18 protein-coding genes are annotated in these 18,124 nt (G+C 70.5%); 9 read left to right on the forward strand and 9 right to left on the reverse strand.

The features are described from left to right. Nucleotides 1-24: 24 nt before the first annotated feature. Entirely contained in the window at nucleotides 25-300 is a 276-nt protein-coding gene (locus ACGFNI_RS06565; protein ID WP_393681172.1) for a hypothetical protein, read from the reverse strand. Between the two features lie 141 nt (nucleotides 301-441). Between ACGFNI_RS06565 and ACGFNI_RS06570 the strand changes: the two genes are divergently transcribed. Then, nucleotides 442-879 carry a CBS domain-containing protein gene (locus ACGFNI_RS06570; protein WP_393681476.1) on the forward strand — a complete coding sequence of 146 codons (438 nt, stop codon included), beginning with the start codon at nucleotides 442-444 and terminating at the stop codon, nucleotides 877-879. Between the two features lie 21 nt (nucleotides 880-900). Here ACGFNI_RS06570 and ACGFNI_RS06575 read toward each other — a convergent pair whose 3' ends face one another. Then, nucleotides 901-2,142 (reverse strand): M20 family metallopeptidase, encoded by a 1,242-nt coding sequence (locus tag ACGFNI_RS06575; RefSeq protein ID WP_393681173.1) that lies wholly within the window; start codon nucleotides 2,140-2,142, stop codon nucleotides 901-903. 118 nt (nucleotides 2,143-2,260) lie between these two features. Between ACGFNI_RS06575 and ACGFNI_RS06580 the strand changes: the two genes are divergently transcribed. From ACGFNI_RS06580 to ACGFNI_RS06590, 3 genes are all read left to right on the forward strand, one after another. Then, nucleotides 2,261-3,307, forward strand: a complete 1,047-nt coding sequence (locus tag ACGFNI_RS06580; protein ID WP_393681175.1) for an Lrp/AsnC family transcriptional regulator — start codon at nucleotides 2,261-2,263, stop codon at nucleotides 3,305-3,307. Between the two features lie 183 nt (nucleotides 3,308-3,490). Continuing rightward, on the forward strand, nucleotides 3,491-5,314 hold the full coding sequence (locus ACGFNI_RS06585) for a coagulation factor 5/8 type domain-containing protein (protein ID WP_393681177.1): 1,824 nt from the start codon (nucleotides 3,491-3,493) through the stop codon (nucleotides 5,312-5,314). Between the two features lie 168 nt (nucleotides 5,315-5,482). Continuing rightward, entirely contained in the window at nucleotides 5,483-6,724 is a 1,242-nt protein-coding gene (locus tag ACGFNI_RS06590) for a cytochrome P450 (RefSeq protein ID WP_393681179.1), read from the forward strand. Between the two features lie 31 nt (nucleotides 6,725-6,755). Here ACGFNI_RS06590 and ACGFNI_RS06595 read toward each other — a convergent pair whose 3' ends face one another. Together ACGFNI_RS06595 and ACGFNI_RS06600 are read right to left on the reverse strand one after the other, a co-directional pair. Further along, nucleotides 6,756-7,802 carry a cytochrome P450 gene (locus ACGFNI_RS06595; RefSeq protein WP_393681180.1) on the reverse strand — a complete coding sequence of 349 codons (1,047 nt, stop codon included), beginning with the start codon at nucleotides 7,800-7,802 and terminating at the stop codon, nucleotides 6,756-6,758. Nucleotides 7,803-7,952: 150 nt separating this feature from the next. Continuing rightward, nucleotides 7,953-8,033, reverse strand: coding sequence for a tryptorubin family RiPP precursor (locus ACGFNI_RS06600; protein ID WP_393681477.1), 81 nt, complete (start codon nucleotides 8,031-8,033; stop codon nucleotides 7,953-7,955). Nucleotides 8,034-8,394: 361 nt separating this feature from the next. Between ACGFNI_RS06600 and ACGFNI_RS06605 the strand changes: the two genes are divergently transcribed. Together ACGFNI_RS06605 and ACGFNI_RS06610 are read left to right on the forward strand one after the other, a co-directional pair. Beyond that, nucleotides 8,395-8,874, forward strand: a complete 480-nt coding sequence (locus ACGFNI_RS06605; protein WP_393681181.1) for an Lrp/AsnC family transcriptional regulator — start codon at nucleotides 8,395-8,397, stop codon at nucleotides 8,872-8,874. A gap of 52 nt (nucleotides 8,875-8,926) precedes the next feature. Then, the gene (locus tag ACGFNI_RS06610; protein ID WP_393681183.1) at nucleotides 8,927-9,646 is read left to right on the forward strand and encodes an HAD family hydrolase; all 720 of its coding nucleotides are present in this window, start codon (nucleotides 8,927-8,929) and stop codon (nucleotides 9,644-9,646) included. A 45-nt stretch (nucleotides 9,647-9,691) separates the two neighbouring features. On the opposite strand, the gene ligD is transcribed toward ACGFNI_RS06610, so the two are convergent. Next, the gene (gene ligD, locus ACGFNI_RS06615; protein ID WP_393681185.1) at nucleotides 9,692-10,696 is read right to left on the reverse strand and encodes a non-homologous end-joining DNA ligase; all 1,005 of its coding nucleotides are present in this window, start codon (nucleotides 10,694-10,696) and stop codon (nucleotides 9,692-9,694) included. A gap of 104 nt (nucleotides 10,697-10,800) precedes the next feature. Between ligD and ACGFNI_RS06620 the strand changes: the two genes are divergently transcribed. From ACGFNI_RS06620 to ACGFNI_RS06630, 3 genes are all read left to right on the forward strand, one after another. Continuing rightward, nucleotides 10,801-11,862 carry an ATP-dependent DNA ligase gene (locus ACGFNI_RS06620; protein WP_393681187.1) on the forward strand — a complete coding sequence of 354 codons (1,062 nt, stop codon included), beginning with the start codon at nucleotides 10,801-10,803 and terminating at the stop codon, nucleotides 11,860-11,862. 93 nt (nucleotides 11,863-11,955) lie between these two features. Continuing rightward, on the forward strand, nucleotides 11,956-12,684 hold the full coding sequence (locus ACGFNI_RS06625; RefSeq protein ID WP_393681189.1) for a class I SAM-dependent methyltransferase: 729 nt from the start codon (nucleotides 11,956-11,958) through the stop codon (nucleotides 12,682-12,684). Nucleotides 12,685-12,975: 291 nt separating this feature from the next. Then, nucleotides 12,976-14,094: a chitinase gene (locus ACGFNI_RS06630; protein WP_393681190.1), complete on the forward strand. Its 1,119-nt coding sequence runs from the start codon at nucleotides 12,976-12,978 to the stop codon at nucleotides 14,092-14,094. Between the two features lie 184 nt (nucleotides 14,095-14,278). Here the strand turns inward: ACGFNI_RS06630 and ACGFNI_RS06635 are convergent, their stop codons facing one another. The 4 genes from ACGFNI_RS06635 to ACGFNI_RS06650 form a co-directional block, all read right to left on the reverse strand. Further along, on the reverse strand, nucleotides 14,279-14,806 hold the full coding sequence (locus tag ACGFNI_RS06635) for a DUF4232 domain-containing protein (RefSeq protein ID WP_393681191.1): 528 nt from the start codon (nucleotides 14,804-14,806) through the stop codon (nucleotides 14,279-14,281). A gap of 310 nt (nucleotides 14,807-15,116) precedes the next feature. Beyond that, a complete protein-coding gene (locus ACGFNI_RS06640; RefSeq protein ID WP_393681193.1) occupies nucleotides 15,117-15,986 on the reverse strand; it encodes a D-alanyl-D-alanine carboxypeptidase family protein in 870 nt (289 codons plus the stop codon). Between the two features lie 216 nt (nucleotides 15,987-16,202). Beyond that, nucleotides 16,203-17,306, reverse strand: coding sequence for an NAD(P)-dependent alcohol dehydrogenase (locus tag ACGFNI_RS06645; RefSeq protein WP_393681195.1), 1,104 nt, complete (start codon nucleotides 17,304-17,306; stop codon nucleotides 16,203-16,205). A 91-nt stretch (nucleotides 17,307-17,397) separates the two neighbouring features. Further along, nucleotides 17,398-18,057, reverse strand: coding sequence for a GntR family transcriptional regulator (locus ACGFNI_RS06650; RefSeq protein WP_393681197.1), 660 nt, complete (start codon nucleotides 18,055-18,057; stop codon nucleotides 17,398-17,400). Nucleotides 18,058-18,124 lie beyond the last annotated feature (67 nt).

Raw genomic sequence — 18,124 nt, forward strand, 5'->3', positions numbered from 1 at the left:
CGGTGGGCGGCGTCGCCCTGTCGGTCAGTCGTCCGCCCATTCGGCCAGCCGGAACGGGCCCGCGGCGCCGGGGCCGAACATCACCGGCAGGCTGTTGCCCAGCGGCACCACGACGAGCGGCTGGTCACCGTACTCCCGGAGAAAGTTCTCCAGCGGCTCCCAGATCATCTCCCGGTACCCCGATTCGGAGTGCTGGCGCTCGAAGGAGAGGGTCAGCGCGGAGCCCATGACCGTGACGCTGACGGCGTCGACCTCCAGCCATTCCGCACCGATCCAGGCTTCGAGCCGCACGTAGGACATGGCGCCAGGGTGCCCCCTCCCCCGGCCGGTCCGCAATGCTTTCCTGCCCCCGTCCGGCCCGGGAGCGGCGCGGGTCCATCCGTGGTGTCATCGAAGGGAGGGATCCACACTCCGTAGGCGGGAGGAATCATGACCGGCAACATGGCCGGCACGCTGCGGGCACGGGACATCATGTCCGCCGGGGTGCAGTGCGTCGGCGCGCACGAATCGCTGCTCCAGGCGGCCCGGATGATGCGCGATCTGAAGGTCGGCTGCCTGCCGATCTGCGGCGACAACAACAAGCTCAGCGGCGTGATCACGGACCGCGACATCGTCGTCAAGTGCTGCGCCGAGGGCATCGACCCGGCGACCGTGCAGGCCGGAACCCTGGACGGGCCGCTGTACTGGATCGACGCCGCGGCGGACGCGTCCGAGGTGCTGGCCACGATGGAAGCGCACCAGATCAAGCGGCTGCCGGTGATCGACGTGGCCGGCGGTCACCGTCTGGTCGGCATGATCACGGAAGCCAACCTCGCGAAGAACCTCAGCGATGAGCAGATCGCGGAGTTCGCGGGGCGGGTGTACGCGACAGCACGATAGGAAGCGCAACGGGGGTTTCGCTCACCGGTCAACGGCGGTTCCTGCCATGGCAGTTGCGGCAGGAGTCCGCGCGGTGCGGGCCAGGCGCCCGGCGGCGAGTTCGGCGAGCAGGGCCGCCTGGCGGGGCAGTACCGCGTCGTCGAACACCGCGTGCGGGGAATGGTTCATCGGCGCGCCCGCCGGGTCGCTGCCCTCGGGTGCCGCGCCGAGCAACAGCATGGCGCCAGGCACCCGTTGCAGGACGAACGAGAAGTCCTCGGAGCCGCCCGCGGGCTGCGGGGAGAGCCACACCTCCCGTTCGCCGAGGAGTTCCCTGGCGGTGTCGAGCGCGAAGGCGGTCTCCTCCGGCTCGTTGACGGTGACCGGGTAGAGCACCTCGTAGTCGACCTCGGCGTGCAGGCCGTGGGCCGCGGCGATGGACCTGACCAGGCGGGGCAGGCCGTCGGCGAGCCGCTCGTGGTGGGCCTCGGAGTAACTGCGGACGGTCGCATCGAAGGTGGCGGTCTCGGGGATGACGTTGTGCTGTGAGCCGGCCGTGAAGCGGCCCACGGAGACCACGACGGGGTCGAAGATGTCGAAGGTGCGGCTGGTCCAGCTGTGGATCGCCGTCACCATCTCGCAGGCGGCGGGCACCGGGTCGGCCGCGGTGTGCGGCTCCGAGCCGTGGCCGCCCCGGCCCCTGACGGTCACCCGCAGCACGTCGGACGCGGTCATCACGGTGCCGGGACGGCTGACGACCAGGCCCTGCGGCACGCGGTTGGCCGACACGTGAATCGCGTAGGCGGCGTCCAGGGGCGTGCCCGCCGCCTCCAGCACCCCCTCCTCGATCATCCGGCCGGCGCCGTTGTGGCCTTCCTCGCCGGGCTGGAACATGAACACCACGTCGCCGTGGAGCGTCGCGCGCCGTGCGCTCAACAGCCGGGCGGCGCCGACGAGTCCGGCCGTGTGCAGGTCGTGGCCGCAGGCGTGCATCCGCCCGTCGATGCGGGACGCGTAGTCGACGCCGGAGGCTTCCTGCACCGGCAGGGCGTCCATGTCCCCCCGGAGCAGCACCGCGCCTCCGGGCCTGCCGCCCCGCAGCACGGCCGTCACGGAGCCGATGCCCCTGCCCGGGGTGATCTCCAGGGGCAGGCCGTCCAGGGCGGCCAGCACCTTTTCCTGTGTGCGGGGCAGTTCCAGACCGAGTTCGGGTTCCCGGTGCAGGGACCGCCGCAATGCGACGAGGTCGTCCCGCAGTTCCTCGGCGTCCGTCAGTACCGACACCTCATGCCACCTTCCGTTCGTTGTGGCCGCCCTGTCACGCGGCGGCCCTGCCCCAGGGTGAAGTCACCGCCTCAGCGGCGGCCAGAAACCGCAGGAAACTCGCATTAGGGTTCTTCTCATGCAGGATTTCGACCGGCTGGACGCCACGGACTCGGCTCTCGTCCACGCCCTCCAGATCAGCCCGCGGGCGGGCTGGGCCAAGATCGCCGAGGTGCTCGGCCTGGACGCGGTCACCCTGGCCCGCCGCTGGAAGCGGCTGAGCACCCGGGGCGCGGCCTGGATCAGCTGCTATCCGGGGCCGGCCCTGGCGGCGGCCGGCGAGGGCTGCCTGGCGTTCATCGAGGTGGACTGCGCCAACGGTCAACTCCTCGACGTCGCCGACCGGTTGGCGCGGCAGCCGATGGTGTCCACCGTCGAGCACGTCAGCGGCGACCGGGACCTGCTCCTGACGGTCATGACCACCGACCTGGGCGCCCTGTCCCGGTGGGTCACCCAGGTGCTCGGTTCGCTCCCGGGTGTCACGTCGGCGCGTACCCAACTGGCCGGGGCCATCTACACGGAGGGCAGCCGGTGGCGGCTGCGCGCGCTCGACCCGGCTCAGGTGGCGCAGCTGTCGGAGGGGCGGCAGGCACGGGAGCGGGCGGCAGTCCCGGCGCTGTCGGAGCTGGACCGGAAGCTGATCGTGGCGCTGTCGGCGGACGGGCGGGCCTCGTACACCGCGCTCGCCGACGCGTGCGGCACCAGCGTGGACACCGTGCGACGGCGCACCAAGCGGCTGCTCGGCTCCGGAGCGGTGCAGATCCGGTGCGAGATCGCCCGTCCGCTGTCGGAGCGGCCGGTCGCGGCGGTGCTGTGGGCGCAGGTGCCGTCGGACACCGTCGAGCACACCGCGCGGGTGATCGCCGGGATGCGGGACATCCGGCTGTGCGCGGGGATCACCGGGCGGCACAATCTGCTGGTCATCGCCTGGGTGCGGTCCGTTGACGACGTCCAGCGCCTGGAAACCCGGGTCACCGGGAAGGCGCCGGGACTCGTCATCGGCGACCGGGCGGTGGCGCTGTGGCCGGTGAAGCTGAGCGGGCATCTGCTGGACGAGAACGGTTACCGTCGCGGAACGGTGCCCATCGACGGCTGGCGGGCAGCGGCGGCGGGCCGGAGCGGATGAGGCGGCGTCAGCGGCCTCATCGATCGGTCAACACCCTTACCCCGGCGGGGATTTCACACCACGGTGAACGTCCCGTACCGGATGCCCGCCTTGACGTCATGTCCTCACACCATGAACATGCATGGGGCAAGAGAGCGCTCTCATGGACGTCAATCGTTCACTACCTGAAGCAGGAGAGCTTCCATGTCTCGACCCCCCACACCTGCCGACACCACTTCAGCAGCCGCATCGGGCCCCTCGCGCCGACGCGTTGTCGCCTCGCTGGCCGCCGCACTTCCCGCCACCGGCCTGCTGACCATGGACTCGTCGGCCACGGCCGCCGCCGCACCCTCCAGGACCGGTGCCCCCGCCGCAGGTCCACTGCCGGGCGGCGGCGATCTCGGCCCGAACGTCCTCGTCTTCGACCCGTCAACTCCTGGCATACAGGCGAAACTTGACGAGATCTTCCAGAAGCAGGAGACCGCCCAGTTCGGCACCGGACGGTATGCGCTCCTGTTCAAGCCGGGCACCTACGACGGGCTCAACGCCCAGCTCGGCTTCTACACCTCGATCGCGGGCCTGGGTCTGTCGCCTGACGACACGACCATCAACGGCGATGTCACCGTGGACGCGGGCTGGTTCGACGGCAACGCGACGCAGAACTTCTGGCGCTCGGCGGAGAACCTCGCCCTCAAGCCGGTCAGCGGCACCAACCGGTGGGCGGTCGCCCAGGCGGCGCCGTTCCGGCGGATGCACGTCAAGGGCGGTCTTAACCTGTCGCCCGACGGCTACGGCTGGGCCAGCGGCGGCTACATCGCCGACAGCCGCATCGACGGCACCGTCGGCCCGTACTCGCAACAGCAGTGGTACACCCGCGACAGCGCGGTGGGCGGCTGGGAGAACGCCGTGTGGAACATGGTGTTCTCTGGTGTCGAGGGCGCACCCGCGCAGGGCTTCCCCGACCCGCCCTACACCACCCTCGACACCACCCCGGTGTCCCGCGAGAAGCCGTTCCTCCACCTGGACGGCGACACCTACAAGGTCTTCGTCCCCGAGAAGCGCACCGACGCGCGCGGGACGAGCTGGGGCGGCGGCACACCGCGCGGCGAGTCCCTGCCGCTGGACCGCTTCTACGTCGTCAAGCCCGGCACCGATGCCGCGACCCTGAACGCCGCGCTGGAACAGGGCCTGAACCTGCTGCTCACCCCCGGCATCCACCACGTCGACCGGCCCGTCGATGTGCGGCGCGCGAACACCGTCGTCCTCGGCCTGGGGTACGCCACGATCGTCCCTGACAACGGCGTGACCGCGCTGAAGGTCGCGGACGTCGACGGGGTGCGGCTCGCCGGATTCCTGATCGACGCCGGTCCCGTCAACTCCGCCACGCTGCTCGAAGTCGGCCCCGACGGCGCCTCGTCCGACCACTCAGGCAACCCGACCACCGTGCAGGACGTGTTCGTACGGATCGGCGGCGCGGGCCCCGGCAAGGCGACGACCAGCATGGTGATCAACAGCAACGACACCGTCATCGACCACACCTGGATCTGGCGCGCCGACCACGGCGACGGTGTGGGCTGGGAGACCAACAGAGCGGACTACGGCATCCGCGTCAACGGCGACCGGGTGCTGGCGACCGGCCTGTTCGTCGAGCACTTCAACAAGTACGACGTGGAGTGGCACGGCGAGCAGGGCCGCACCATCTTCTTCCAGAACGAGAAGGCGTACGACGCGCCCGATCAGGCCGCCATCCAGAACGGCGACACCAAGGGCTTCGCCGCGTACGCCATCGCCGACAAGGTCAGTACCCACGAGGGGTGGGGCCTGGGCAGCTACTGCTTCTACAACGTGGACCCGTCGATCCGCCAGGGCCACGGCTTCAAGGCGCCGGACAAGCCCGGCATCAAGCTCCACGACCTGCTGGTCGTCTCGCTGGGCGGCAAGGGGCAGTACGAGCACGTGATCAACGGCATCGGCGCCCCCACGTCAGGCGAATCGACGGTGCCCTCCACCGTCGTCTCCTACCCCTGACCTGCCCGGCCCGCCGCCCCGTTCCGTGCCGGCGGGCCTTCGCGTCCGTCCGGCGCGGCGGGCGGCGGGGCGGCGGCCCGGCACCCTGGACGGCGCGGACGCGGTGTCCTAGCGTCGGAGCCCCGCCGTCGGAGCCCGAACTCCCCCTGGGATAAGCGAGGTTGTGCCGTGACCGCCGTTCCGCCGCCGCCCGACATCCTCTCCCCCGAGTTCGACGCCGACCCCTATCCGGCGTACCGGATCCTGCGCGACCACTACCCGCTCCACCACCACGAGGGCACCGGCAGCTACCTGATCTCCCGGTACGAAGACCTGCAACGCGCCTTTCGCGAACCGGTGTTCACCAGCGACAACTACGCCTGGCAGATCGAACCCGCGCACGGCGGCCGGACGCTGCCGCAGATGAGCGGCCGGGAACACGCCGTGCGCCGCGCCCTGGTGGCGCCGGCGTTCCGCGGGCGGGCGCTGCGGGAGAGGTTCCTGCCGGTGATCGAACGCAATGCCCGGGAGCTGATCGACGGGTTCCGTGACGCACCGGATGCCGATCTGGTGGCGCGGTTCGCCACCCGGTTCCCGGTCAACGTCATCGTCGACATGCTCGGCCTCGACCGCGCCGACCACGACCGCTTCCACGGCTGGTACTCGGCGGTCGTGGAGTACTTGGCCAACCTGGCCCAGGATCCCGCCGTCGCCGCCGCCGGGCTCGCGGCGCGCGACGAACTGGCCGCCTATCTCCGGCCGGTCATCCAGGAGCGCCGCGCGGCGCCCGGCGACGACCTGCTCTCCGAGCTGTGCACCGCCGAGGTCGAGGGCACCCGGATGAGCGACCAGGACATCACGGCGTTCGTCAGCCTGCTGCTCGCGGCCGGCGGCGAGACCACGGACAAGGCCATCGCCGGGATCTTCCGCAACCTGCTGGCCCACCCCGGCCAGTTGGCAGCGGTGCGCGCGGACCGCAGCCTGGTGCCGGTGGCCTTCGCCGAGACGCTGCGCTTCAGCCCGCCGATCCAGATGATCATGCGGCAGCCCGCGGCTGACGTCACCATCGGCGGCGGCACCGTGCCCGCCGGCGCCACGGTCACCTGCCTCATCGGCAGCGCCAACCGCGACGAGCGGCGCTACGCCAGGCCCGAGGTGTTCGACATCCACCGCGGCGACCTCACCGCGGACAACGCCTTCAGCGCCGCTGCCGACCACTTGGCGCTCGGCCTCGGACGGCACTTCTGCGTGGGGGCGCTGCTGGCCAGGAGCGAGGTGGAGGTGGGGGTGAACCAACTGCTCGACGCGTTCCCCCGGATGTCCTTCGCGGACGGCGAAGCGCCCGCCGAGACCGGGGTGTTCACCCGCGGTCCCCGTACGGTGCGGGTGCGGCTGACACCGGCGGGCCTGGCGGCGCCGCCCGCCGCGTGAGCGCGGGTGCACAACCGCGGGGGCACCGGCCTCAGCGCCGGGTGACCTGGATCCGGGAGACGCCGAGCAGCCCGGCGAGCGGTACGTGTGCCGTGCGCTGTGCGGGGCTGACCGCCAGGTCCGCTTCGCGCAGCAGGTCGAGGAGGCGTTCGGCCAGCGGCATCACCATGTGCCGGCCCCAGCAGCGTTCGTTGGCGTGGCCGAAGGGCAGGTAGCCGGGCTGGTTGTCGGCGTCGACGCCGCTCCAGCGGTCCGGGCGGAAGGCGTCCGGGTCGTCCCAGATGCCGGGGTCGCGGTGGCTGAGCAGCGGCAGCATCAGGACGTCGTCCGTCGCGCCGATCCGGTCGTCGAGCGCCGCGAATTCGGGGGACGCCACCCGCAGCAGGTTCCACGAGGGCGGCAGCAGGCGGAGTGACTCCAGCAGGATGTGCCGGTTGGGCACGTCGGCGGGGAAGGGCGAGCCGAGCCAGAGCGCGTTGGCGACGAGGGCGGAGACCGTGAAGCAGACCGGCGCCGCCGCCCGGCGGTAGAGGCCCATCGCGTGCCGGCGGTCGCCGTAGGTGGTGGCGGCTGCGGCGAGTGCGGCCAGGTGGGACACCGGGGCATCGGGCCCGGGGCCGCCTGGCAGCGCCGCCCCGGCACCGATGACCGTCCAGGTCAGTTTCGGCGTCCATTCCAGCCTGCGGTCCATGAGCACGCGCAGCCGGAACGGATCGGGGCCGAAGACCAGGTCCCGCAGGTAGACGTGGCCGGTGTGCGGCCATTCCCCGGCGAGATCGACCGGGTCGGTGGTGGGCTTGTTCAGTGCGGCCCTTACGTCCTGGGATACCGCGCGCATGACGGCCGATGATTCCGGGCGGCTGATGGTTTTTCCCTGGAGCGGTTTGAACGTCGGGCGCTCGAAATCGTTGGCCGGACGGCTGCGCAGCACCTCATCGATCAGGGCGGGACCGGCGACTCCTACGGTGTCGGGCTCCAGCCTGAACACGTCCGCGCCGCGGTATTTCCGGAAGAGCTCTTCGATTCTCGGCGTGAAGACCGTGGACCGGGAGTTCGCGGCCGTACCGGAAAGAGACATCGGCAATCTCCAGGTACCTGTCGGTAATATCCAAGGGAGGAAAAGGCCGTGTCCGGCGGGAGGGCGGGCACCCCCGCCGGACACGAACCGCTCGTCGAACTACCAGGTCAAAGCCGTTCCCTCGGAAGGAGGAGACGGGATGCGGGCCGGTCAGTACCAGACGTACCACGCGTAGGACTTCAGGCTCTTCGCCGGCCTGATCCTCTGCTTGAGAGCGTTGATGAGCTTCATGACAGCACCTCCGTTGGACGGTGAACCGACTGAGCTTCACACGGAATTCCGACGACAGAGCAAGGGCTACCGCATTCTTTACCGACATTTTCCCGATAACGCATCCGATGACTTCCCCTTTCCTCCGTCGCGGAAAGTGAAGCCCAGCGGGATAGCGACGTCAATGTGATGCAGGTCATATGCCAGGTGACTGTTTTACATGTTTCACCCTGGAATGGAGCCAGGAAAGAGACCGGCTGCGGAAGGGCCGCACGCCCTGCGGCCCGGAGAAATCCGCGAGCAGCGGGCCATTGGTACAGTCACCGGGACACTTTCCGGCCCGACCGGCCGGCCGTGAAGACCGTGAGGAGGCCGTGGGGCCATGGCCGTTGACGCGCTCGACGCGAGAATCCTCGGACTGCTGCTGGAGCAGCCGCGCACGAGCGTGCGGGAGTACGCCCGGCTGCTGGGCGTCGCCCGCGGCACGGTGCAGGCGCGGCTCGACCGGCTGGAGCGGGACGGGGTCATCACGGCCTACGGGCCCCGGCTTTCGCCCGCCGCGCTGGAGCATCCGGTGCTGGCCTTCGTCCACATCGAGGTGACGCAGGGGCACCTGGAAGAGGTCGCCGACGCGCTGGCCGAGGTGCCGCAGATCATCGAGGCGTTCTCGACGACCGGCGGCGGGGACCTGCTGGCCCGGGTGGTCGCGCGGGACGCGGAGCACCTGGAGGACGTGATCCAGCGGCTGATCAACCTGCCGGGTGTGGTGCGCACCCGTACCGAGGTGGCGCTGCGCGAGCGGGTGCCGCACCGGATGCTGCCGCTGGTGGAGGCGGTCGGGGACGCCGCGGGGCCGCGCTGATCCGGCCGGGGTGCAGATACCGGCGCTGACTGTTCTTGGCATGCTGGAGGGCATGACCAGCCTCTCCGCGTCCCGCGCCCCGTCCGCCCGCGCCGTCCCGGTGATCTTCGATCTGGACGGGACGCTGGTGGACAGCGAGCCGAACTACTTCGAAGCCGCGCGGCGGGTGCTCGCCGGGTACGGCGTGACGGACTTCAGCTGGGAAGACCACACCCGCTTCATCGGCATCAGCACCCGCGAGACGCTGCTGACGCTGAAGCGGGAGTACCGCATCGACGCGCCGATCGAGGAGCTGCTGGCCGCGAAGAACCATGCGTATCTGGAGCTGGCGCGGGCGCACACCCGGGCCTTCCCGCAGATGCGCGCGTTCGTGGAGCGGCTGCACGGCGCGGGGCACCCGATGGCGGTGGCGTCCGGCTCCTCACGGACCGCCATCGAGACGGTCCTCGCGGGCACCGGCCTCGACGCTCAACTGACCACCCTGGTCTCGGCGGAAGAGGTGGCGCACGGCAAGCCGGAACCCGACGTGTTCCTGGAGGCCGCGCGCCGCATCGGTGCCGAGCCGGGCGACTGCGTGGTGCTGGAGGACGCACCGCCCGGCGCGCAGGCCGCGCACCGGGCGGGCATGCGGTGCATCGCCGTCCCGTACGTCGAGGGCTCCGCGGACCACCCGGCGTTCGCGACGGCCGGGCTGCGCTTCGACGGCGGCCAGGACCAGTTCACCGCACAGGCCGCGTACGACTGGCTCGGGCAGCCCGACCGGTCCTCCTGACCGTACGGCGCGCCTCGGGGGCAACGGCGGCCGGGGCGGCCCGGGTTACTTCTTGGCGCGGCTCGGCTGGACCCGCTTCGGCTCGCCCTTCACCTTCGGGTGCTCCGGCGGATAGGGCAGGTCCCCCAGGCCGTGGTCGCGTTCGTCGCGGTCGGCCAGTTCGAGCGCCGCGTCCAGCCGGAAGGCGTGCGCGTCCATGTCGGCGTGCACGTCACCGACCTCCGCGAACCTGGCCGGCATCGTGGCCAGATCGAAGTCCTCCGGCACGGCGCGGGTCAGCTCGTCCCAGCGCAGCGGCGCGGAGACCGGGGCGCGCGCGGAGGGGCGTACGGAGTAGGCGCTGGCGATGGTGCGGTCCCGCGCGGTCTGGTTGTAGTCCACGAAGATCTTGGCGCCGCGCTCCTCCTTCCACCACGCGGTGGTGATCCGCTCCGGTGCCCGCCGCTCCAGCTCCCTGGCGACGGCGATCGCCGAACGCCGTACCTGCGTGAAGACCCAGTCGGGGGCGATCGGCACGAAGACGTGCAGGCCACGGCCGCCGGAGGTCTTGGGCCAGCCGGTCAGGCCCAATTCGGCGAGTACCTCCCGGAGTTCGACGGCGGCCCGCACCGCGTCGGCGTACTCCGTGCCCGGCTGCGGATCGAGGTCGATGCGCAGTTCGTCCGGGTGGTCGGTGTCGCCGCGGCGTACCGGCCAGGGGTGGAACGTCAGGCACCCGAGGTTCGCCGCCCACAGCACGGCCGCCGGTTCGGTGGGGCAGATCTCGTCGGCGTAGCGGCCACTGGGGAACGCGATCCGGCCGGTGGGGATCCAGTCGGGGAGGTTCTTGGGCGCCCGCTTCTGGAAGAAGGACTCGCCGTCCACGCCGTCGGGGTGCCGCTGGAGCGTCGTGGGGCGGTCCCGGAGGGCGCGCAGGATGCCGTCGCCGACGCTCAGGTAGTAGCGAGCCACGTCCCCTTTGGTGAAGCCGCGCTCGGGGAAGTAGACCTTGTCCGGGTGGGACACCCGCACCGTCCGGCCGCCCGCGGTCAGCTCCAGCGTCTCTGCCATGCACTTCACGCTAGGCCGCCCGCGCGGGCAGCGCGCGTCGGCGGGCGCCTGTGCGGCGGCGGCTCGGCGGGCGTGGCCGGGCCCGCCCGCGCACAATCAAGATCATGGACCTTCCGGTGATGCCCCCCGTGCACCCGATGCTGGCGAAGACCGCCGCGGCCATCCCGCCCGGTATGCAGTACGAGGCCAAGTGGGACGGCTTCCGGGCGATCGTCTTCCGTGACGGGGACGAGATCGAGCTGGGCAGCCGTTCGGCGAAGCCGCTGACCCGCTACTTTCCCGAGCTGGTCGCGGCGCTGCGCGAGCGGATCCCGCCGCGCTGCGTACTCGACGGCGAGATCGTGATCGCCCGCGAGGGCCGGCTGGACTTCGACGCGCTCCTGGAACGCATCCACCCGGCCGACTCACGGGTCCGTCATCTGGCGGAGGTGACCCCGGCCAGCTTCGTGGCGTTCGACCTGCTCGCCCTGGGCGACGCGTCGCTGATGCCGCAGCCGCAGCAGGCCCGCCGCCGCGAGCTGACCGCGGCGCTGCGCGACGCCACCGCGCCCGTCTTCCCCGCACCCGCCACCGACGATCTCGACCTGGCCCGCAGCTGGTTCGACCGCTTCGAGGGCGCGGGGCTCGACGGCATCGTCGCCAAGCCTCCCGGCATGGCGTACCGGCCGGGTGAGCGCGTCATGACCAAGGTCAAGCACGAGCGGACCGCCGACTGCGTCGTGGCCGGCATCCGCCACCACAAGAGCGGCCCCGTGGTCGGCTCCCTGCTCCTCGGGCTCTACGACGACACGGGCCGGCTCCAGCACGTCGGGGTCTGCGCCTCCTTCCCCATGCGGCGGCGCCAGGAGCTGATGACGGAGCTCGAACCGCTGCTGATGCCCTCCGTCGAAGGGCATCCGTGGGAGCGGTGGACCAGCGAAGAGGCCCAGGCCACGGGCCGGTTGCCGGGCGGGCCGAGCCGGTGGACGGGCAAGAAGGACCTGTCCTGGCTGCCGCTGCGCCCCGAACGGGTCGTCGAGGTCGCCTACGACCACATGCAGGGCGACCGCTTCCGGCACACCGCCCAGTTCCGCCGCTGGCGCCCGGACCGCGAACCCGGCCAGTGCACGTACGAGCAACTGACCGAGCCGGTGCGCTACGACCTGACGGAGGTGCTGGGCGGCTAGGACGGCGGCGTCCGCATCCGCATGTCCCCCCGTCGCGTTCGCCCCCGTTCTTCCCCGCTCCCGCAGGTCCGGGCACCCGTATGCTGGGCCGCCATGTTCACCCGTGAAGGTCCCACGCTCCGCGAACTGGCCGTGCAGGCGCTGTCGTCGGTGGAGCGCGGCTACGACCTGCTCGCCCCGAAGTTCGACCACACGCCCTTCCGTACGCCGGACGCCGTGCTCGACGCCACGGCTGCCGCCCTCCGTGAACTGGGGCCGTTCGACAGCGGTCTGGACGTCTGCTGCGGAACCGGCGCCGGGACGGGCGTACTGCGGCAGGTGTGCCGGAAGCGGGCCGTGGGCGCGGACCTCAGCGCCGGGATGCTGGCGGTGGCGCGGCGTACGCGGCCGGTGGCCGATGACGGGCCGCGGGTGGACTGGGTGCGCGGCGACGCGCGGGCCCTGCCGTTCGGCCCTGTCTTCGATCTGGCGGTCAGCTTCGGGGCGTTCGGGCACTTCCTGCCGCGCGAGTGGCCCGGCATGTTCGCCCAGGTGCGCTCCGTGCTGCGGCCCGGCGGAAGGTTCGTCTTCCCGCTCGCGGCGCCCGCCCGCCCCGGAAGCTCGCTCTACTGGGCCGTGGCCGCCTTCGACGCGGCGATGCGGGTGCGCAATCTGCTGTGGCGGCCGGCCTTCGTCATGTACTACCGGCCGTTTCGGCTGACGGAGGTCCGGGCGGAGCTGGTGGCGGCCGGTTTCTCGGTGCGCCTGCGTGACCTGCCGGAACTGGGGCTGCGGGCGGACGGCAGCCCGCGCTGCCGCCTGGTGGTGGCCACCCGGGTCTGACCCGTGCCGTGAGCACGCCTACGGCACCTCACCTCCACCCGAGGTTGGTCCAGACCTCTTGACGACAGGTCTGGACCAACTTACGGTGTGGCGCGCCACCGCGTCACCTCACGTACGCCTCCAGGCCACCCCCTCCCCCGCTCTCCCCTCACCGCTCCACCGCCGGCCGGCCGACCGGCATGCGACGCGGCGCGACAACCGGTGGCCGCTACCCACCCACCCCGCGCCATGCCCCCACGGGTACCGCAGCGGCTGCGCCGCGGGCCCGCCATGGCAAGAAGGGAGCACAGGATGAAACGTCGGACGTCACACCTGCTGGGAATCGGCCTGGCAACGGCCTTCGTCACGCACCTGCTGATCGCCGCGGCACCGAGCGCCCCGCAAGTCCCGCCCGCCCCCGCCGCGTACGCGTCGAGCGCCTCGGCGGCGCGTGCGCCGCACGCGGCGAAGGACGACCCCTGTGCGGTCAAGTCCAAGCCCACAGGGAAGGTCGTCCAGGGCTACTGGGAGAACTGGGACGGCGCGTCGAACGGCGTGCACCCGCCGCTGGGCTGGATCCCGATCACCGACAAGCGGATCCGCGACCACGGATACAACGTCATCAACGCCGCCTTCCCCGTGGTCCGTTCGGACGGCACCGCCTTGTGGGAGGACGGGATGGACTCCACGGTGAAGGTCGCGACGCCGGAGGAGATGTGTCAGGCGAAGAGTGACGGCCTCACCGTCCTGATGTCCATCGGCGGCGCGACGGCGGGCATCGACCTCAGCTCCAGCACCGTCGCCGACCGGTTCGTCGAGACGCTCGTGCCGATCCTGAAGAAGTATCACTTCGACGGCATCGACATCGACATCGAGACGGCACTCAGCGGCAGCGGCGACATCAACAAGCTGTCGCCCTCGCAGTCCAACCTCATCCGCATCATCGACGGCATCCTCGGCAAGATGCCGTCGAACTTCGGCCTGACGATGGCACCCGAGACGGCGTACGTCACCGGCGGCAGCGTGACCTACGGCTCGATCTGGGGCGCGTACCTGCCCATCGTGAAGAAGTACGCGGACAACGGCCGGCTGTGGTGGCTCAACATGCAGTACTACAACGGCAGCATGTACGGGTGCTCGGGCGACTCGTACTCCGCCGGCACCGTCGAGGGGTTCACCGCCCAGACCGACTGCCTCGACAAGGGACTGGTCGTCCAGGGCACCACGATCAAGGTCCCGTACGACAAGCAGGTCCCGGGACTTCCGGCCCAGCCAGGCGCCGGGGGCGGCTACATGTCACCGGACCTGGTGTCGAAGGCGTGGAGCACGTACGGGAACGGGCTGAAGGGGCTGATGGCCTGGTCGATCAACTGGGACGGTTCCAAGGGATGGACGTTCGGCGACAACGCCAAGTCGCTGCAAGGGCGTTGAGGAATTCCCGAGCGGCGGCGCGTCGGAATTCACCCCGGATTACCTGTCTTCCCTAAGTGAACTGCCGTTCTGGAAAAGGAAGATGACGCGCAGACATTTTCCTTGGGTGCGGGCCGGCACTCCCGCAAAGGGTGCGGGCCGACACCCCGCAAAAAGGGGTGCCGGCCCGCAGCCGTGAAAGGGATCAGGCAGTCGGCAGCTTCGCCGACCAGGCGGTGACGGACAGCGTGCCGTTGTCCACTTCCTGGTCGAAGGAGATGACGCTGTGCGAGTTGCTGCCGGTCGGGGAGACCTGCAGGTACTTGGCGTGGGCGGTGGAGGCGCCGGTGTGGGTCCACACCAGGTCGGCGTAGGCGGCCTGGCCCGGCTTCAAGGTGACCTTGTGGACTCCGGGGTCCTTGGCGAAGTAGGTGTCACCGTGCCGCGCCGTGGTCTTGAGGGCCGTGTGGCCCTTGCCCTCCAGGGCGAGGCCCGCATAGCCGCTGAACGAGCAGGCGGTCTTGCCGGTGTTCTTGACCGTCAGGTAGGTCCCCGCATGGTTCATGCCCGCCTGGTTGCCGCCCGCGTCGGTGGTCGTCACCTTCAGCGTCCCCGGCTGGCAGGCCCCGGCGGCGGACGCGCCGGTGGTCGCGGCGGACGCGACACCCGCGGTCATCCCACCGGCAAGCGCGACGGCAGCGGTGGCGATAAGGGCGGTACGCAGACCACGCATGGTCATCATCTCCTCGAATCCGTATCAGGACGGGGGAAGCGACCGACGCCACGGCTTCGGGGGGCCCGTTCCGTGCCGTGCCGCGCCTGGCTCGCGCAGCGCGCGACGGCCGCGGACGGCGGAACCGGACACAGATCCGGCCGGCGACGTCCCGTTCGTTTCCCCCCACACGCCACACTGCCGGGTGGCGCTGCCGAACGACTAACAGATCACTAACGTACGGATGTTGGTGCCGGAGCGGCCTTGCACGGCACAGGGGCCCGCCCGCCACCCGGAGGTCGCGGACGGGCCCCTGCCGGGTACCGCTGCGTTACTTCTTGAAGCCGTAGTCCATCAGCTTCTTCGCGTCCGCCGTACGGTTGGCGACCGAGGAGGAGGTGAGGACGGTGCCGATGACCGTCTTGCCACCACGGGTGGCGGCGAAGACCAGGCAGTACTTGGCCTCCGGGCCCGATCCTGTCTTCAGACCGATGGCACCCTTGTAGCTGCCCAGCAGGGTGTTCGTGTTGGTCCACGACATGTTGCGGTATCCACCGCTCTTCATCGTGACCTTCTGCGTCGTCGACTTCGTCTTCACGACGTTGCGGAAGGTGGAGTACTTCATGGTGTTGCTGGCGAGCTTGGTCAGGTCGCGCGGCGTCGAGTAGTTCGCGCCGTGACCGATGCCGTCGAACGAGTCGAAGTGCGTGTTCTTCAGGCCCAGGCTCTTGGCGGTGGCGTTCATCTTGCCGATGAACGACTTCACCCGGGCGGCCCGGGTGGAGCCGCTGCCGAACTTGTCGGCCAGCGCGTACGCCGCGTCGCAGCCGGACGGGAGCATCAGCCCGTACAGCAGCTGGCCGACGGTGACCTTGTCGCCGACGATGAGGCGCGCCGAGGACGCGCCCTTCGAGACGATGTAGTCGCTGTACGCCTTCTGGATCGTGACCTTGGAGTTCAGGTTGAGGTTCTTCTGGCCGAGCACCACCCGAGCGGTCATGATCTTGGTGGTGGAGCCGGTCGAACGCCGGGTGTCAGCGGCCTTGGTGAAGAGGGTCTTCCCCGAGCCGTTGTTCATGACGAAGCCGCCCTTGGCGGCGATCGACGGCGCCTTGACGGTGGCGGCCTGCGCCGGAGCGGCGAACACTCCGGCGGACAGGACAGCGCCCGCGGTGACGACGACCGCGGAGGTGCGCTTCATGCCCCTATTTGCGATTTTCAAGATAAATGCTCCAAATACCCTTTACAGGACGGGCACATGAGGATGCCCGTTTGCCCATGAGACGCATGAGGCGGGCGTATGGATGCACACCCGCTGCATGATTATCCTCCGCTTCCGGCCGCCGAAGCGTCGTCCTATGGGTGGCACTTCCTCACATCCTGGTATCCCCGGTGGAATTCCGTCACCGGCAGTGCGTCACGACGGGAACTTGACCACCGCTTTGGTGACCTTTCCGTGATGTGCCGCGTCGATCGCCTCGTTGATCTCGTCGAGGGGGAATACCTCGACGAGCCGGTCGAACGGGAACCTGCCTTCGCGGTGGAGCGAGATCAGCCGCGGGATGAAGGTGTGCGGGTCGGCATCGCCCTCGACGACGCCGATCAGCGAACGGCCGAGGAGCAAATGACCCTGGTCGATGGTGATGTCATTGGCGGCACCCTGGAATCCGACCGTGGCGCAGACGCCGGGCACGGTCAGGGACTCCAGCGCCTGGCGTACGACCGCGGGGATGCCGATGCACTCGACCGCGTGGTCCGCACCGCCGCCGGTGATCCGTACGACGGCAGCCGCGGGGTCCTCGTCCGCGGGGTCGATGACGTGCGTGGCGCCCAGTTCCGCGGCCAGCGCGCGGCGGCTCTCCAGCGGGTCGACGGCGATGACGGTCGCACAGCCCGCCACCTTCGCCGCCATGACGGCCGAGAGGCCGACCGAGCCCGCACCGAAGACGGCGAGCGAGCTGCCGGGCGCCGGGTCCAGGGTGTTGAGCACCGCTCCGGCGCCGGTCTGGATCCCGCACCCCAGCGGGCCCAGCAGTTCGAGCGGCAGGTCGCGGTCCACCTTCACGACGTTGCGCGGTGTGGTCACCACGTGCGCCGCCCACGACGACTGGCCGAAGAAGTGGCCGCGCACCGGCTCGCCTTCGGCGCGGTACGCGGTGGTGCCGTCGGCGCGGGCACCGCCGAAGTTCAGCGCCGTCATGTTGCGGCAGTGGACGAACCGTCCTGCCTTGCAGCGGTCGCACTCACCGCAGTAGGCGTAGCTGAGCACGACGTGGTCGCCGACCGCCACCTCGGTGACGGACGCGCCGACCTGCTCCACCACGCCGGCCCCTTCGTGCCCCAGGATCAGCGGCAGCCGGTCCGGCTCGGCGGTCGCCATCACCCCGAGGTCGGTGTGGCAGACGCCGGACGCGGTCACCTTGACCAGCACCTCGTCGTCGCGCGGCGCCTCCACGTCGACGGACTCGACGGACAGGGGCGTGCGGGCGGCGCGCAGTACGGCGGCGAGGGACCTGGGCATCGGGCGGCTCCTTCTTGACGAAACGGTGACGCGGCGTCAAGCAGGGTATGCGGATGGGCCGTTGGGCGGGCTCCAGGTGGCGCGGCGGGGGTCAGATGGCGGCGCGGATGGCCCGCTCGAAGCCGTCGACGTGACTGTCGGCGAGTTCGGCCGCCTTGTCCGCGTCACCGGCGATGACGGCGCGCAGCAGCGGGCCGTGCTCGCCGATGTGTCCCGCCATGCCCGGCAGCCGGTCGACGAAGAGGCACCACACCCGGGTCGCCAGGTTGTCGTAGTGCACGAGGGTGTCTTCGAGGTACGGGTTGCGGGTCGCGGCGTACACGGCGCGGTGGACCTGGAGGTCGAGGCGCATCAGCGTCTCGGCGCTGCGCTGCTGGGCGGTGCCGTCCTCCAGCTCTTCGAGGAGGGCGGTGAGGGCGGCCCGGTGGCCGTCCGTGGCGCGTCGGGCGGCCTGCGCTGCGGCCATCGGCTCCAACTGGCGGCGCACCTCGGATATATGGGCCAGGTCCGTGATGTTGACCTCGGTGGCGAAGGTGCCGCGCCGCGGGTAGGTGGCGATCAGCCGTTCGTACTGGAGGCGCTTGAGCGCCTCGCGGACCGGGGTGCGGCCGAGCCCGATGGACTGTGCCAGCTGGTCCTCGCTGATCGGGGCTCCCGGGCGGATCTCCAGCATCACGAGCCGGTCGCGGATGGTGCGGTAGGCGCGCTCGGCGAGCGAGATCTCCTCAACTCCCGGCTCCGTGCGCTTCATCCGGCCCCCTTGACCTGTTCCGTTGACTCCCATACGTTACCGCAAGCTTCTGATATATCAGTTGCTC

It is taken from the genome of Streptomyces sp. NPDC048644, from assembly GCF_043199105.1.
Classification (GTDB): Bacteria; Actinomycetota; Actinomycetes; order Streptomycetales; family Streptomycetaceae; genus Streptomyces.